The sequence below is a fragment of the Pseudomonas sp. lyk4-R2A-10 genome (assembly GCF_030209075.1).
Lineage (GTDB): Bacteria > Pseudomonadota > Gammaproteobacteria > Pseudomonadales > Pseudomonadaceae > Aquipseudomonas > Aquipseudomonas glycinae.
Map to the genome: position 1 here is coordinate 47,598 of NZ_JARVSR010000005.1, position 15,550 is coordinate 63,147.

Below are 15,550 nucleotides of genomic sequence, written 5' to 3' on the forward strand. Positions count from 1 at the left end.
GGCCAAGCTGATGCTAATTATCGACTTCATAACAGAAAGACATCCGAGAGCAGCCAGAGAGCTCGTCAGGGCGATTGGAAAAGCTGCATCCAACCTTCTGGAACATCCTCGCCTCTATCGAACCGGTCGGATCCCGAGCACTCGAGAAGCTGTTGTACATTCGAGTTATCTGATCATCTATCGGGTAACTGATCGAATAGAAATCGTGAACGTACTGCACACGCGTCAGGAGTACCCGCGACGTCGTTTTTTCTAGTACGTTGCTCGCTCCGTTCCAAACAAAAACCGCGCTCCTGTCAGGGATCGCGGTTTTTTCGTATTGCCGCTGCGAGAGCCTCACCCCGCCTCATGCTTTCTTCGTTTGTCCTCCATCAGGGCCGACATATCAGCCATCACCTGCTCATTCGGAATGCTGGGTCGTGGGTCATCGATTGAAGCCTGTATTTTGGCAATCAACCAGCGGTCGTAGCTGGCGGCCTGCTCTTCGCTTTCGAAGTCTGAAATGATTGGGGAGATCAGGGGATCCATGGTGACTCCAGTTCGAATGTGAAAAACGCGACCCATTACTGGGCCGCGTTTTTTTATTGGGGATGTGCTGGATCAGCCCTTCAGTTCGACGTGATCCAAGGCCTGATTCACGGCCAGTTCACCCAGCATGAGGATCTGTGCAATGCCCAGGGCGGTCTTGCGGTGGGCCGGGTCGAGGGTGGCGGCGAAGTTGTTTAGCATTTCGCTGGCAGAGCCCAGGGATTCGCTGGCGTTGGCGAGCAGGGATTCGGTGTTGTAGGCCGGGTTGGCGAGGTACATCCGCGCGGGTTCGTTGACGCTGCCCATGATGTGGGCGCCGGGGCAGAGGTAATGATCGAGCGCGCGTTCGGCGGCTTCGTGGAGTTTTCTGGAGGTGGTGGAGGTGTATGGGGAGGTTGGGTCGGTTTCGGGGTTGGCTTGGGTTTCGGGTGGGTTGGGTGTTGGTTTCTTCATGATTTTTTACCCTGTATGACGGTTATAGCTGGCCCTATTCGGTTTCCAAGCGAATAGGTGGCAGCTGTACGCAGGCTGGAAACCCGGGACAGAGCAACCCGGCAGACACGAGGTCTCCTACGCACAGCCGCCATAACAAAGTGCACACCATGAGGGTGCGCAGGATACGTTATGAATGGCGCTTGTGCGCTCTGTTGTTACGCGGGTTTCCATGCCCGATCGCTGAATTGGCAGCGACCGAAACAGGCTAGAGCCCGCGCTTCCGACGTACAACCTGAAAACCTTGTGGGAAGGTTCGGTGTATTCAGACACGTTTTTAAACAGACTTCAGGACGCTGGCCCTCACCCCAGCCCTCTCCCGGGGGGAGAGGGAGCCGACCGAGTTGTTCATTCGAGTTACATCGACCTGAACCATCGAGTTGAACTCAAGCTTTCAAAACAAAAAATCAAAACCAAACCCATCTACACATTCTTGCGCCCCCACCAAACCAAACAACGAACCCCACCTACACAATCTGCGCCCACACCAAACCAAACAATGAGCGTTAGCTCGAGTACCGCTCTTGACGTGCCGGCCCCATCGGAAGGCTGAGTGGAGGGATTCATCCGGGGGTGGGAGCGAAGCGACAGTGCGGCGCAGCCGCATGCATCGAGAGGAGGTGCAGCGAAGCAAACCGGAGGCGATGCCCCCGGATGAATCCCGGAGCGAAGGAACCCCGAGCCCCAGCGAGGGGCCGAACGCCGGGGCCCAGACCTTTGCTTCCTTTGGGGCGTTTGCCAAAGGGAGTCGCCGTAAGGGCGAAACCATAAGAAGCCGTTACCGCAGCAACGGATATGTACCCAAAACAACCAAAGAACCTGGTCGGCCCAAAGGCCGCCAAGTTCACTCAGCCTCCGGATCAATCTTGTTCTGAGTCAGGTACCGATTCAAAACATCATCCTGCCCAGGGGTAGAAGCATCCCCCGCCACCTGCCACAACCGCCGCTCAATCCCCTGCGCCACCATATGCCCCACCGCCGCCTCAATTGCCGAAAGCACACACAACTGCGCCGGCTCATTGGTCGTATACCCGACCTCAGCCTCAAGCAACTTCTTGAACTCGATAAACTTGAAAATCCCCGCACTGCGCGCCACCGAATAAATCGTCTTGCTGGTCATCACATTCGCCAACACCTGCCCGCTACGCACATCCACCGCACGCAAATTCACCGTCACCTGATCCACCCGGTACTCACGGGACAGATCAATCCCCAGATACCGCGCCCCTTCCCCACCGCTGCGCACGTTGGTGTCGTAAGCGATGATCCCGCCCTCTAGCATCATGTTCGCCGCCTGCAACGGTGGCAGCTCACCCTGGATGTTCACCGGCGTATTCGGTTTCTTCTGCGAAGCGCGAATGATCTTGCGTTCAGTCAGCAGGTTCTGCAGCCCTTCACGTTCCAGCACCACAAACCAGCCGCTGGCCTGCATGGCGTCCATCAACATCGACGCCGCGCCCTGGGTGACGCTGGTGGAAAACGAACTGGCCGGGGTCGGTTTGTACTGCCCGGTCTGGTCACGGAAGCCGTACACCACCGCCATCAGCCGGCCCTTGGGTCGCGGCATTTTCAGCAAGTCGTAGTAGGTCGAGGCCCTGGGGGTCAGGGTCGGGGTATCGGTGTCCTGCTCGGCCGGCATCGGCTCGCGCAGACTGCACCCTTGTAATGCTGCCAACATCAGCCCTAGCGCAATTATTTTTTTCATGTCCATCTCTCCCCGGAACCGTCATCCCGTCATGGGTTGAGGCCGTTCACCTGAATTTCGGAAACTTCGCCGCTCGCTCGGTCGGTCACCTCGATCGTGAGGGCCCCCGAGTCATCAACGACGTTGACGATAAAAGCGTCGGTGGACAGGCTCCCCGTGTTGCCGGTGGAGATGTTGTCCAGCAGTTGCCCCAGCAACCGTGACTGCAATTGGCTGGTGAAACGTTCGAGCGCCGAAGTACCGGCCACCGTCGAGCGTTTCTTGAGATCCGGATCGTCGTGGTCGTTTTGTGCCTGGGCGTTGTTGAGCAACCAGGTGCCGTTGAGCGGGTTGCCGCCGAACGACGGGTTGACCGGCGTGTAGACCAGTTCGGTGGCCTGGACGGCAGCGGCGCTGGCAAGCCCGATCAACAACCCCGAGATCCAGAATCCGCTGCGCCGTGAGAACGTTGTCGTGTTCATAGTTCGTCCTTCTCAAGGTCGGTGGTGTCCTGCAACAAGGCTTCCAGCTTGCGCCGGACGACCTCCAGTCGAACCGAGTCGGCGGCCTCGTAGGCCTCGTCCTTCAGTTCCACGGTGTTCGGCGGCAGGAAGCGCCGATACACCAGGCGTTGTTGATACTCGACGGTCACAAGGCTCCCCCAGCGCGCGTCGGGGCGCTCGCGCACCACCAGGTTGAAATCCATGCGGCTGGTGTCGCGCAGGCGCTCGCTGAACGAGTAGTAAAAGTCGTGGCCGATGTGCGAGATCGTGTCGTCGACGATGAAGCCCATCATTTCGTCTTCTTCGCTGGCACTGGCGAAAGACGCCACGGCCGCGAGGATCAACGCGCACCACACATGGCGGCTCATGGCTGCAACGCCTGTGGCAATGCCGACTGGCCCTTCGCCGGGCCGTTGGTGCCATCGAGAAAGGCTTTTTCAGCCACGAACTGCCAGTCCGAATAACGCTGCATGCCTTCGAAATCCGACCACTGCGACGGGAAGTCCGCCTGCTTCAACGGCACCTCGGTGGAGGCACTGTTGATGCCGGTGATGCGTCCGTCGAAACCCCGTTGCAGTGCCCATTCGCCGCCGCCGATCGGGTCCGGATACAGCTGACGCAAATGGTGGCGGGCTTCCGGAAAACGTTCGTCCTGCAACAGGTCGACCAGCTCTTTCGGGTACTGCGCCAGGCCCGGCGAACTACGGTAGTAGCTGCGCAGCGCCTGGGCGTACTGGGTGCCGACCCACAGCAATTGCTTCTCGCGATCGCGGCGCGACGCGGTCGACCACAACTCGCCGGCACTGGCCAGGCCCATGCCCATGATCACGATCAGGAACAGCACGCCCAGGTAGGTGAACCCACCCTGCTCCGCGTGCTTACCACTCGGAATACTGGCTGCCATCACGCGCCCTCCCGGTAGCTCCGCTCTTGATGTCGGCGACGCCGCCCGCCACACCGTCCGGTGGTGCGATCAGCACCCATTGGTCATTGCGTTCGGTGATCGGGTCCAGCGGCGCGTTGCGCAGGTAACGCATCTCCACCAGTTGCTCGATGGAGTCGGGATAGCGCCCGGTGTCGCCGTAGTAGTGATCGAGCGCCTCGCGCATGGCCGACAGGCTCTGGTGCAACGTGGTCTCTTTCGAGGCCTCGAGGCTGTTGAAGTAGCGTGGCAAGGCGATGGTCATCAGGGTCGCGATGATCGCCATCACCACCATCAGCTCGAGCAAGGTAAACCCCTTTTCCCGGCGCATGAGAGTCACCACTCGCGGTACGCGATGCCGTTGAGGCCACGGCCCCTGGCGAGGGAGTAGACGTCGAACACGTCCTCGCCATCGCGCGGGTTCTGGGCCGAACTGTTGTAGGCCCGCAGGCCCCAACCGCCGTTGTCGTCACGTTTGGCCGGCACCAGCGGATCCCGCGGTATCCGGCGCAGAAAGTAGAACTTCGCCCCCTTGGCACTGCGCACGTCGCGCACGCCTTCGACCAGCACTTTCAGGTTCGGCGGATAGCCGCTGCTGTTCAGGGATTTCTCGATGTAGCCGGCATCGAAGGCACGCTTGTAGGCGTCGATGCCATCGCGAATCTGATACAGCGCGGTGCGCAGTTCCTGCTCCTTGCCACGCCGTACCAGGGTCTCGGTCAGCGGCGCGGCCATGCCGGCCAGCAGGCCGATCAGGGCCAGCGTCACCACGACTTCGATCAAGGTAAAACCGCGTTGGGAGGCGTTCATGATCAAGGCTTCTCGACGGTTACACGGGTGGTGGCCACGGCCGCTTCACCGACTGCACGAGGCTGCGCGGCAGGCGTCGGCATCGAGTAACTCTGCGAACGGTCCGGCGCCTGGATGTGCATGCTGGTTTCGGTGCCGGTGGGGAATTCCATGTCCGACGGGCTCTGGTACGGCAGGTTGCGCACGATCCGTGGGGTGATCGAGAGCACCAGTTCCGATTTGCCGATGGTGTCCTTGTTGCTGCCGAACAACCGACCCAGACCCGGAATGTCGCCGAGGCCCGGAATCTTGTTGCCGGTGGCGCCGTGGTCGTTGCGCATCAGGCCGGCGAGGATCTGGGTTTCGCCGTCATGCAGACGCAGCGAAGTCTGGGCGTTGCGGGTGTCGACCTGCACCGGAATCGTCCCCTGGCGGGTCGGTTCCAGCGGCGTGGCGTTACTCACTTCCAGAGCGATCTTGATCGCCACTTCGTTGTTCAGGTGCACGGTCGGCTGCACTTCGAGCTTCAGACCGACGTCGAGGTAGGTCACGCTTTCAGTGATCACCGGGCCTTGAGTGGATGGCACTGAGGTGGCGCTGATGATCGGTACGCGCTGACCGATATGGATGCGCGCCTGTTCGCGGTTGCTGACGCGGATCACCGGGCTGGCCAGGGTGTTGATGTCGTTGTCCTGGGCGTTGATCTTGGCTTGCGGCGAAGGCGCGATTGAGATGCGGCTGGAGTTGATGCCTTTGAGCTGATCAAGAATGCTCACCGCCGAACCGTCACTGTTGACCACGCCGAAGGTGTTTGGCCATTGCAGACCCAGATCGAGAATGCGCTGAGTGGCCACTTCCATCACTTCCACTTCCAGCACCACTTCGGGGTTGGACTGGTCTTGCGATTGCAGGAGTTTCTCGGCCATGCGCACGGCGTCTTCGGTGTCGCGCATGGTCAGGGTGTTCAGGCGTTCGTCGACGAACACGTCACGGGTCTTGAGCATGGTCTTGATCATGTTCAGCGCGGTGTTGGCGTCGATGCTGGTCAGATAGAAGGTGCGCATCACCAGCTCTTGGTAATCCTTGAGCTTCTGCGGCGAGTCCGGAAAGATCAGCAAGGTGTTTTCGTTCACCACTTTCTGGTGCAGCTGGTTCTGTTGCAGCAGCAGTTGCACGGCGTCTTCGATGCGCACGTCACGCACGAAGATCGTGGCTTTCATGTCCGGACGCAGGTCCTTGTCGAAGATGAAATTCAGGCCGGCAACCTGCGACAGCACTTCGAAAATGGTCTTGAGGTTGGCGTCGCGAAATTCCAGGGTCACCGGGCGATCAAGCCGGGTGCGCAGTTGCGGGTACTGGATCACGTTGCGGCTCTGCACCAGACGGATGTTGCCTTGCAGCTCCAGCGCGCCGTCGTTTTTCGGGTCGAGTTCAAGGATCTGTTTGACCTGACGGTCGGCGCCGTAGATGTCGCCCCGGCGCAGGTCGCCACGGGCCAGCTCAAGTTTCTCATCCATGCTGCGCAGGTAGTCGAGCTGGCGCAGGGCATCCTGGGCGCGGCGGTTGTTCGGCTCGATGGTCAGCACCCGGCTGTAGGCGGTGCGGGCCGAGGCGAAGTCGCGGCGGGCGCGGTCGGTGTCGCCGGAGGTCAGCAGCGCGGTGATCGCCTTGGCCCGGCCGCTGTTGAGCAGCAGGTGCAGCTCGGTGTCGCGCGGATTTTCCCGCAAGCCTTCCTCGATCCGGGCCAGGCCCGCCTCGTACTGCCCCTGATCGATCAGGTCGGCGGCTTCCTTGTTGGCGACCTGCGCGGAACTGCACGCGGCCAGCCCGGCACACAGGCCGAGGCTCATCAGCAAACGGGATCTGTTCATTGCGTACTCCCCACAGACAAGGTCTGCGACAAATGCAAAGGCAGGTAGACCAGGCTCAGTTCCACATCGGAAATCGCCGCAATCTTCCAGGTGTCGTCGATCACATCCCCGCTGCGCACGACGTAGATTTTCTCGCCGTCCTGCAAGAACACCTGCAGGTCGCTGCGGTCATGCAGCCTGCCGACGAACTGAAACGGCACCGGTGGCAGGCTCGGGGCTTGCACCACCGGGGTCGGGTTGATCGCTTGTTCGGTGACCGTCGCCAGAGTCGGCGCGGCCTTCCAGGATTTGCTCGCAAACAGGTCGCCGGCCGGGCTCAGGTCCTTGATCGGCGCCGCATTCGCCTTGGCGCTGCTGGCGGGCAAGGCGCCACGGGCGCTGGCTTTCGCCGGGCTGGCCACGGCGACTTCGGTCGAATCCGCCTCGTCGCTCGGCGAGAAATATTCCGGCAACCAGGCCAGCGCCGCCGCCACGCCGAAGAACGCCACCCAGCCGGTTATGCGTTTGGTGTCCATCACGACCTCGACAGGTAGAGGGTCATACGGATCCGGCCGCTGAGGTCGGTGTCGGCAATCTTCTTGCGTTGAAACTCGACGTCTTCCACCACCACCGCCGGCAACTGGCCGAGCAAGGCGTGCAGGAAACGGCGCAGCTGCGGATAGCTGCCGCGCACCGGCAACAGGATCTGGTAGCGCGCCAGATGGGTCTTGGGATCGACGCCGAGGGCGTATTCACCGCGCGCCAGGGTGATGTGCTCCTGCGCGGCCAACGCGTAGATGCGGTCGATGGCGACGGTGGCTTGCGGCTGGGCCGGCAGCTTGTTACGGAAATCATCCAGCTGACGTTGCGGCACCACGGGCGGGGCGATGCTGCCGTCTTCGACCTTGGCCAGGTACTCGGTGGCTTCCTGGGTCTGCTGGCTGAGCTGTTGCAGCGATTGCCAGCCCGGCAGCAAACCGCCGAGTGCCCAGGCCAGCGTGACCAGCAGCAGCGCGAGACCGGCCAGGCCCGGTACGCCGAGGCCTTGCAGGTATTCGTGAACGATCAGTCTAGGGATTCGCATCGCCTATCTCCCAGGTCGCCGACAGGTTGAATTGCACCGGTTGCTCCGGCGATTTGACGACGATTTCGTGGCTCAGCAGCGACACGTCGGACAGCTCGTCACTGGCCTCCAGCCGTTTGTGGAAATCCAGCATCGCTTGCAGATCGCGGGCTTCGGCGCTGATCCGCACCTGGCCCTTGCGCGCATCCGGGGTCAGGGTCAGCAAGGCGATGTCGTCGCGCGGCATGGCTTCGAGCATGGCGAACAGGCGTTCCCAGGGGCGGCGCAGTTGCTGCGAGACCTTGCGCATTTCAGCAAGGTTCTGCGCCTGCTCGCGGGTTTCCGCCGGGCTCAGCGTTGTCTTGCTGCCGCTGTCGCCGGTGAGCTGGCGCTGGGTGTGCTGCAAGTGACCTTGCTGTTGTTCGGCCTGATCGCCGAGGTGCTGCTGCACGCCGAAGCACACCAGCGCGAGCAATACACCGCCGCCGAGCAGGCTCCAGCCCAACGGGCCGGAACGCGGACGAGGCTGGAAGTCGAGGTTCAAGGCGCGCATGTCAGGCCACCGCCCGGGACATGACGTACAAGGCGTCACGCACGGTCATCGAGTCGTCTTCGAGGGTGCGCAGGTGCACCCCCGCCACATCCGGTTGCGCATCGAGGCGCGCCGGGGCGTGCAGATAAACGTTGAAGGCGCGTTCGCTGGTGGAGGCTTGCAGTTGCCGTTCACGACCGATCAGCGCGCTGAGTGCCGCGTCGCTGTCGCTGCCGCCCACCGAACGCACCGACGACCAGCGCCCTTCCCTTGCCAGCAGCAACACGCTGCGTTGCGGTTCGGCGACGATGAACAGGAAGTCGCCGGCGTCGAGGCTTTTGTCGAAGCGGTTGAACGCGGTCATCAGGTACGGCTGCACCGAACGCAGGCGCAGGCCGCGACCGCTGACCAGCGTGCGCAGGCGTTCCAGCAAGTCCTGCGGCAAGGCACTGGCGATCCGGTCATGCCCGGCCGGCTCGGCCGACAACACCAGACTCCACGGTTGGGTCGGGGCGCCGAACAGGTCTTCGAAGCACAGTTGGGCGAAGCCGCGCAGTTCGTCAGGGCTGCTGATCTGCTCGCTCCACGGCACCAGACAGAAGCGGCTGAAGTGGCCGGAGATCACCACGCTCAGCTCGGCACCGGCACGGGTGTGTTCGCCGAGCAGACGGTCGAGGGTGTCCAGCGCCACCGCGTAGCTCTGAAAGCCTTCGTCGATGTAGCCGACGCTGCCCAGCCACAGGGTGTCGCTGCCCCGGCGCTGACCGAGGCCGACACCGCTGGCGCCGAGCACGGCGATAAATTGATCACGCGATAAAAGTGACACGATTGATCTCCTCCAGCGTGGTCCGACCGTGCTCCACCAGCTCCAGCGCCGATTCGCGCAACAGGCGCAAACCACGGGCGCAGGCCAGGGCTTTGATCTGGGTGATGGGTTGGCGCTCGACGATCATCTGCCGCAGTTCGTCGTCCAGGTGCAGCAGTTCGGCAATCGCCGTGCGTCCGCGATAGCCGCTGCCCCGGCAGTGGCCGCAGCCCTTGCCGTGGACGAAGTGGTAGTGATCGACTTTCTGTGGGTCGAGGCCCGAGGCGCGCAGCTCTTCATCGCTCGGGTTGACCGGCGTGCTGCAACTGCTGCACACCAGCCGGATCAGGCGCTGGGCGAGAATCGCGTTGAGCGCCGAGACCAGGCTGTAGGGGTCGATTTCCATTTGGGTAAAACGACCGATCACGTCGAACACGTTGTTGGCGTGGATGGTGGTGAACACCAGGTGACCGGTGAGCGCCGATTGCACGGCGATCTGTGCGGTGTCCGGGTCGCGGATCTCGCCGACCATGATCTTGTCCGGGTCGTGACGCAGGATCGAGCGCAGGCCACGGGCGAAGGTCAGGCCTTTTTTCTCGTTGACCGGGATTTGCAGCACGCCGGGCAGCTGATATTCCACCGGGTCTTCGATGGTGATGATCTTGTCCACGCCGTGGTTGATCTCGGTGATCATCGCGTACAGCGTGGTGGTCTTGCCGCTGCCGGTGGGGCCGGTCACCAGCACCATGCCGTAGGGTTCGGCGGCCAGGCGACGCAGTTGGCGCAGGGTTTCGTCTTCAAAGCCCAGCGCTTGCAGTTGCACGCCGCAGACCTTGTCGGCCAGGTCCTGTTTGTCCAGCACCCGCAGCACCGCGTCTTCACCGAAGATGCTCGGCATGATCGACACCCGGAAGTCGATCTGCCGACCGCTGATGCCGATCTTGAAGCGACCGTCCTGGGGCACGCGTTTTTCGCCGATGTCCAGTTCGGCCATGACCTTGACCCGCGAGATCACCTGCTCGGCGAACTCGCTGCCCTGGATCTTGCCGATGTTGTTCAGCACGCCGTCGATCCGGTACTTGATCACCAGCCCCTGGCCGGTGGTGCCGAGGTGGATGTCGCTGGCGTGCATTTTCAGCGCGTCGTAGAGGGTCGAGTTGACCAGTTTCACCACCACGCTCGAGTCTTCGCTGATGCTGGTCAGCGACAGGCTTTGCAGGGTGTCGGTCTCGCTGCCGGCGTCAGCCTGAGCATTGAGCGATTCGACCGCGTGGAAGCTTTCTTCGTGGCGGGCCAGATAGGCCTTGAGGTCATCGGCGTGCACCAGATACAGCGGCGCGCCGTGCAGGCATTCGTCGATCCAGGCCAGGCGCGCGGTGTCGAAGGGGTCGGCGAACACGCCGATGACTTCGTCGTTGTGGCGCAGCAGGATGAATTCACGTTTGAGGCATTGCGCGAGGGTGACCCGGTCGAACACCGGGCTCGCCAGAAACAGCGTGTCGGTGTCGAGCACCGGGTAATGCAGGGTGGCGCCGAGGCTGGCAATGAACGGCATCGGCGCCAGTTCACAGAGCACGGCCAGTGCATCGAGCACCCGTTCCCCGGACGTGCTGGCCCGTGCCCGGGCCTGGGCCAGTTGCTCACTGGAAAAGCGTGGCGGGGTCTGTGCCTCCTGTGGAGGGTTGACCGACAGCGGTTCGACGACAACGGACAGACGATCCATGGCTTGCTCTCCAACACCCGGGGCTTGAGGCCCTGACGGCGCGGGAGGCGAATTCGGCGAGTGCCGGAACGTCTATCGCGCCATTACTCCCCGGTGAGCATTTGATCGTCGTCCGGTGCCATGACCTCCGACCGGTTTCGTCGGCGGTCCGCCAGCACCCAACTGCCATCGTACAACTGCAACGGGAAGCTCTCGGTCCTGCTCTGGCGTCGTTCGACAAAGCCTTCGGATGGGCTCGCACCGGGTTTCGCTTCGCGCTGGATCCCCAGAAGGTCGCAGACAGCTCGGGCCAGTTCCGCCAAAGGAAACGGTTTGAACAGGATGTGACTGACCCCCAGTTGCCGCGCCCGCTCACAGACTTCAGCGGTCGGGTGACCCGTTATCAGCACGAAATGACACGTCCTGTTCTGGCGGACCGCGTCGAGCACCTCGAACCCTTCCATATCGGGCAAGCGGTAATCGAACACCAGCACGTCGGGGGCGAAAGTCTCGGCCAGGCCGATTCCCTCTGCGCCGTCATGTGCAATCCGGACTTCCAGCCCTTGCGCCGACAGATAATCCTGAAGGTTCTGTGCAAGCAGCTGTTCGTCTTCGACAACCAGTACTTTGTTAACCAAGGTGGACTCCCTGAAACCTCAAGTGCCGGCAATTGAAATTCAATGACCCGAACCTGCTGGAGTGCGCCTCACAAGAGGTAACGCACACTTCATGCCAGGCTGAATGCCGGTAATTTTTTGTCTTCATGTCCTTGAATTGAATGGAAATGCCCGCTCGTCCCGGTACCCCGTTCCCCAGAAACGGGGAAGCACCTGAATGGGCATCGAAGCCATTCCCCACTATTGGGGGGGAACCTTCAGTCGTCGTCAATTCGTTCGATCCTGTTCTCTGCCCGTAATTGCGCGAGCACCTGACGACGAGCCTGGGTCTGTTGCTGTCGGGCGAGGTACGCCCTGACTGTTTCCAGCCCTTGCTCCTCTGGGACATCGGCCGCCTCCTTGTGGTTCTCGACAAAAATCAAATGCCAGCCGAACGGTGTGCGCACCGCCTCGCTGACTTCACCAGGCTTGAGGGCAAACGCTGCCGTTTCGAAGGCCGGCACCATCTGCCCACGGGCGAAATACCCCAGGTCCCCGCCCTGGCTGGCGGTGACATCTTCCGATCCCGATTGCGCGACGCTAGCAAAGGTTTGCCCCCCTGCGATAGCCGCACGCATCTGCATCAAGCGTAGTCGCGCCGCTTCAACCGTGGCGGCATCGGCATCGCCGGCAACCTTGATCAGAATGTGCCGGGCCTGGACCTGCTCCGGTGCGGCCATTTCAGCGCGGTGTTGTGCAAAAAACGCCCGCACCGTCTGCTCGTCCGGGGCCTGGACTTGGGTCAGTTCGGCAAACATCCGCTGCGCCGCCAGTTCGCGGTGGGTGTACTCGGTGAACGAGGCCTCATCGAAACCGGCGTCCTGCAAACGCTGGAGGAATTTCTCGGTGCCTCCAATGGCGGTGCGAGTCCGTTCGACCTGTTCGCGCACGGCTTGCTCATCGATCTTCACCCCACGCTTGCGCGATTCCTGCCAGAGCAATTCCTTGTCGATCAGCGTGTCCAGCGCGGCCTGACGCAGTTGTTTATAGGCCTTGGGGTTGCGGATGCTCGCCACGGCGCGGCCCTGATCTTCCAGGTACTCGGCGAAAAAACGTTCCAGGCGAAACTCGGAAATCGCCTCGCCGTTGACCCGGGCGGCCACCGGCTCATTGTTTGCCATTCCCACCGACAACCAGCCTGTCAGCAGCCAACACAGGGTTTTGAGCTTCATGATCAGGGCCTCCGGTCAGGGCGTGGCAATAATCGGTTTGTAGGGAGCGACCAGATAAAAACGCTGGTCGGGCAAGTCAACGGTGACCACGTGCGCCCCGCTCAGGCCCAATCGTCGGCCGGGGCCGAAGCTCAGGCGCGGGGTCAGGCCGGTGTCGAAGTCATGCAGGCCTTCGAGCGCCGCCACCAGTTTTTCGCGGCTGGCGTCGCGGCCGGCCTGCTTCATGCCTTCGCTGAACAACAGCATCGAGGCGTAGGCGCCGACTTGCAGCACCGCGTGCTGGGCGCCGAGGCCTTGATGCTCGCGCAACAGCGTCAGGGCCATGCGCCCGGCCTGGGTCCAGTCGCTGGGCACGAACGGATACGCCAGAAACACCCGCCGGGAAAAACCCTCCGGCACTTGCAGCAGATCCCCCGCCACTTGGCTCGACGCAGCAAACAGGTACGGCACCTGCCCGGCATTCTGCAATCCGGCCGCCAGCCGACTGAAACCTCCGCCGCTACCGAGGTAGAACACTGAGCGCGAGCCCAGCGGCAAGCTGTCCGCCGCCGGGTCGTAGGCCTGCAGATGGACTTTTTCCCAGCCGTGTTCCTGCAGATAGCGGCCGAGGGTCTGCGCCGCCAGCACCTGCGCCGGGTCATCGGGATAGGCAATCAGCGTCGGCCCTTGCAGCACTCGCAAACTGGCGGTGGCGTAGTCGGCCAATGCGATCAGTTGCTCACGCAGGCCCGGCAGCGGTTCGAAAATCTGTGGGCTGGCCTGCACCGGGCCGAGCAACGACAGGGCCCCGATCAGCGGCACGCCGGACTGCTCCAGACGCGGCGCCAGTTCGCTGTCCAGCGCCGGGGCCAGCGGCGCGATCAGGGCAAAGACTTGCTCTTCCTCGATCAGCCGTTGCAGGGCCTGTTCGGCGCTGGCGCGATCCGGGCCGGGATCGGCCACGGTCAGGCGCAACTGCCGACCGTGAATGCCACCGGCCTGATTGATCCGCGCCACACTGCCGTTGAGCACCGCCGCGATGGTGGCGCCCTCCTCGGCCAGCGGCCCCTGGCTGGGCAGCAAGGTGCCCAAGTGCAAGGTCTGGTCATCGAGCCCCGGATCGCGGTCATCGGCCAGGCGTTTGAGGTAAGCCGTGAGATTGCGCTGATCCTTCATCGACAGCAGGAAGCGCGGCATGCTCGGGTCAAGGCGATTGTTACCGGGGTCGCGGCCCTGCTGAATCACCCGCGCCAGACTGCTGTCGGTGTAGGCCGGGTAGTTGCGCCCGTTGACCTGTTGCTGACCGTGGATGCTGGTCAGCCGCGACCAGTTCAGTTCCGGCGGACGCACCCCGCCCTCGGGCCGGCCGAGACCGTCGGCGCCGTGGCAGTTGGCGCACGGCAGGCTGGTGGCCGGCAGCAACACATCCGCCGCCCCGACCCGCGCCATGATCGGCTCGCCGCTGGCGGACAGGCCTTCGCGGTACAGACGCTTGCCGGCGCTTTCCTCATCGGTCAGCGGCAACGCGGCCGCGCCGAGGCTGACGCCAGCGAGCAGGATCAGGGCGAGGACGCGGCCGAGGTTCATGGCGCGGACTCAGCGGCCGGCCACGGGCATTGTCAGCAGCTGCAAGCGCTGGGCAATGGCGGCGGCCGGGGCGTCGGGACGGATTTTGCTCCAGCGTTTGTTGGCCACATCGCCGACGATCAACTGGGTCGAGTGCTGCTCGGGCGTCGGCACGATCTGACCGATGCGGCCCAGCACCAGGTCCATCTGCGCCTTGTCGCCGGTAAGGAAAAGCCAGTGAGGGTCATCGGCACCCTGCTTCAAGGTGTAAGCCTTGAGCACCGCCGGCGTGTCGCGCAGCGGATCACTGGTAAGGGAAATGAAGGTGATGCCGTCGGCCTTGTCGCCCAGCAGCTCACGGACTTCCTTGAGCTTGCGAGTGATCAGCGGGCAGGCGTCATTGCAACTGGTGAAAATCACATTGAGCAGCACCACGCGGTTGTGCAGCGCATCGCTGTAGAAACGCTGGACGTCGCCGTGCTGGTCGAGCAACGGGGTGTCGGTGAACCAGGTTTTCGCGTCGTGGGTGCCTTTGGCCGGTGCGGGCGCAGCGCTGGCCGGTGCCGGTGTGGGCTGTTCGTGGCCTTCGTGAGCCAGGGCCATGGCGCTGAAAATCCAGAAACACACCGTCAGGGTGAGCCAGTCCAGGGTTCTCATGGCTGTTGCTCCATGGCAATCGCGGTGTGTTTGGCGTGGGTGCGCAGGCCGCTGAGTTTCTCGACTTCCTTGGCCAGCAATGCCGGGTCGGTGAAGCCGTAATAGCGCGTCCAGTGGCGACTGTTGCCGTCACCGACGAGGATCAGCGGCTGGTGATTCTTGAAGTCGCCGCTGAAACTGCCCAGACCCTTGAGCGTGGCGCTGATCGATTGCGGCGAACCGGTCAGCCAGCTCCAGCCGGGGCCTTTCTGGAAGGTGCGGGCGTAATCCTGCAAGCGTTTCGGGTCGTCGCGCTGCGGGTCAATGCTGATCGACACCAGTTGCACTTCGGTGCCGACCCGGGCACCGAGCTGTTTCTGCACCTTGCCCATGATCGACGAGACCACCGGGCAGACCGTGGTGCAACTGGTGTAGATGAAACTCATGACCACGATTTTGTTGTGCACCAGATCCTGCTCCAGGTGCACGGTCTTGCCGTTCTGGTCAAGCAGCGGCACGTCGGCGAATTTGACCTGGGCGTGTTCCTGGCTGTTGGCGGCCGGTGCGGTGTGGCCGGCATGCTCGTCCGCCGAGTGGGCGCTGGCCTGCTGGATACCGACGGCCAACAGGCACAGGGTCAGCAGGCCACGGGATGCAAATCGGTTCATGGT

20 protein-coding genes are annotated in these 15,550 nt (G+C 62.6%); 1 reads left to right on the top strand and 19 read right to left on the bottom strand.

Annotated elements, in window-relative coordinates; genetic code table 11:
- The first annotated feature begins 10 nt into the window (after window positions 1–10).
- The gene (locus QRN46_RS08835; protein ID WP_442962196.1) at window positions 11–256 is read left to right on the top strand and encodes a type II toxin-antitoxin system RelE/ParE family toxin; all 246 of its coding nucleotides are present in this window, start codon (window positions 11–13) and stop codon (window positions 254–256) included.
- An 80-nt stretch (window positions 257–336) separates the two neighbouring features.
- On the opposite strand, the gene relB is transcribed toward QRN46_RS08835, so the two are convergent.
- The 19 genes from relB to QRN46_RS08930 all read right to left on the bottom strand — a co-directional run bounded on the left by relB (window position 337) and on the right by QRN46_RS08930 (window position 15,547).
- Entirely contained in the window at window positions 337–528 is a 192-nt protein-coding gene (relB, locus tag QRN46_RS08840) for a type II toxin-antitoxin system RelB family antitoxin (protein ID WP_085748461.1), read from the bottom strand.
- 72 nt (window positions 529–600) lie between these two features.
- Window positions 601–981: a DUF6124 family protein gene (locus QRN46_RS08845; protein WP_108560862.1), complete on the bottom strand. Its 381-nt coding sequence runs from the start codon at window positions 979–981 to the stop codon at window positions 601–603.
- Between the two features lie 883 nt (window positions 982–1,864).
- Window positions 1,865–2,725, bottom strand: coding sequence for a CsgG/HfaB family protein (locus QRN46_RS08850; protein ID WP_221615685.1), 861 nt, complete (start codon window positions 2,723–2,725; stop codon window positions 1,865–1,867).
- A 29-nt stretch (window positions 2,726–2,754) separates the two neighbouring features.
- Window positions 2,755–3,186 (bottom strand): curli assembly protein CsgF, encoded by a 432-nt coding sequence (locus QRN46_RS08855; protein ID WP_007956141.1) that lies wholly within the window; start codon window positions 3,184–3,186, stop codon window positions 2,755–2,757.
- Window positions 3,183–3,575, bottom strand: a complete 393-nt coding sequence (gene csgE, locus QRN46_RS08860) for a curli production assembly/transport protein CsgE (protein ID WP_039769043.1) — start codon at window positions 3,573–3,575, stop codon at window positions 3,183–3,185. The genes QRN46_RS08855 and csgE overlap by 4 nt, the downstream gene beginning before the upstream one ends.
- A complete protein-coding gene (locus QRN46_RS08865) occupies window positions 3,572–4,111 on the bottom strand; it encodes a type II secretion system protein (RefSeq protein WP_201817625.1) in 540 nt (179 codons plus the stop codon). The genes csgE and QRN46_RS08865 overlap by 4 nt, the downstream gene beginning before the upstream one ends.
- Window positions 4,086–4,460, bottom strand: coding sequence for a type II secretion system protein (locus QRN46_RS08870; protein ID WP_011333435.1), 375 nt, complete (start codon window positions 4,458–4,460; stop codon window positions 4,086–4,088). Before QRN46_RS08870 ends, QRN46_RS08865 begins: the two co-directional genes overlap by 26 nt.
- Window positions 4,461–4,465: 5 nt before the next feature.
- The gene (locus QRN46_RS08875; protein WP_064378909.1) at window positions 4,466–4,939 is read right to left on the bottom strand and encodes a type II secretion system protein; all 474 of its coding nucleotides are present in this window, start codon (window positions 4,937–4,939) and stop codon (window positions 4,466–4,468) included.
- Between the two features lie 2 nt (window positions 4,940–4,941).
- Window positions 4,942–6,789: a secretin GspD/PilQ domain-containing protein gene (locus tag QRN46_RS08880; protein WP_221615683.1), complete on the bottom strand. Its 1,848-nt coding sequence runs from the start codon at window positions 6,787–6,789 to the stop codon at window positions 4,942–4,944.
- The gene (locus QRN46_RS08885) at window positions 6,786–7,304 is read right to left on the bottom strand and encodes a hypothetical protein (protein ID WP_007956134.1); all 519 of its coding nucleotides are present in this window, start codon (window positions 7,302–7,304) and stop codon (window positions 6,786–6,788) included. The genes QRN46_RS08880 and QRN46_RS08885 overlap by 4 nt, the downstream gene beginning before the upstream one ends.
- Entirely contained in the window at window positions 7,304–7,852 is a 549-nt protein-coding gene (locus tag QRN46_RS08890; protein ID WP_011333432.1) for a GspMb/PilO family protein, read from the bottom strand. The genes QRN46_RS08885 and QRN46_RS08890 overlap by 1 nt, the downstream gene beginning before the upstream one ends.
- A complete protein-coding gene (locus QRN46_RS08895; RefSeq protein ID WP_007956129.1) occupies window positions 7,839–8,384 on the bottom strand; it encodes a PilN domain-containing protein in 546 nt (181 codons plus the stop codon). Before QRN46_RS08895 ends, QRN46_RS08890 begins: the two co-directional genes overlap by 14 nt.
- Window position 8,385: 1 nt before the next feature.
- A complete protein-coding gene (locus QRN46_RS08900) occupies window positions 8,386–9,189 on the bottom strand; it encodes a hypothetical protein (protein ID WP_285354548.1) in 804 nt (267 codons plus the stop codon).
- Window positions 9,170–10,891: a GspE/PulE family protein gene (locus QRN46_RS08905; RefSeq protein WP_236191730.1), complete on the bottom strand. Its 1,722-nt coding sequence runs from the start codon at window positions 10,889–10,891 to the stop codon at window positions 9,170–9,172. The genes QRN46_RS08900 and QRN46_RS08905 overlap by 20 nt, the downstream gene beginning before the upstream one ends.
- A gap of 83 nt (window positions 10,892–10,974) precedes the next feature.
- Window positions 10,975–11,508: a response regulator gene (locus QRN46_RS08910; RefSeq protein ID WP_039769033.1), complete on the bottom strand. Its 534-nt coding sequence runs from the start codon at window positions 11,506–11,508 to the stop codon at window positions 10,975–10,977.
- A gap of 236 nt (window positions 11,509–11,744) precedes the next feature.
- Window positions 11,745–12,698 (bottom strand): peptidylprolyl isomerase, encoded by a 954-nt coding sequence (locus QRN46_RS08915; protein ID WP_221615680.1) that lies wholly within the window; start codon window positions 12,696–12,698, stop codon window positions 11,745–11,747.
- A 15-nt stretch (window positions 12,699–12,713) separates the two neighbouring features.
- Complete coding sequence (locus tag QRN46_RS08920) at window positions 12,714–14,264, bottom strand: ABC transporter substrate-binding protein (protein ID WP_285354549.1); 1,551 nt, start codon at window positions 14,262–14,264, stop codon at window positions 12,714–12,716.
- Window positions 14,265–14,273: 9 nt separating this feature from the next.
- Entirely contained in the window at window positions 14,274–14,900 is a 627-nt protein-coding gene (locus QRN46_RS08925; protein ID WP_221615679.1) for an SCO family protein, read from the bottom strand.
- Window positions 14,897–15,547, bottom strand: coding sequence for an SCO family protein (locus tag QRN46_RS08930; protein ID WP_085613423.1), 651 nt, complete (start codon window positions 15,545–15,547; stop codon window positions 14,897–14,899). The genes QRN46_RS08925 and QRN46_RS08930 overlap by 4 nt, the downstream gene beginning before the upstream one ends.
- Between the last annotated feature and the right edge of the window lie 3 nt (window positions 15,548–15,550).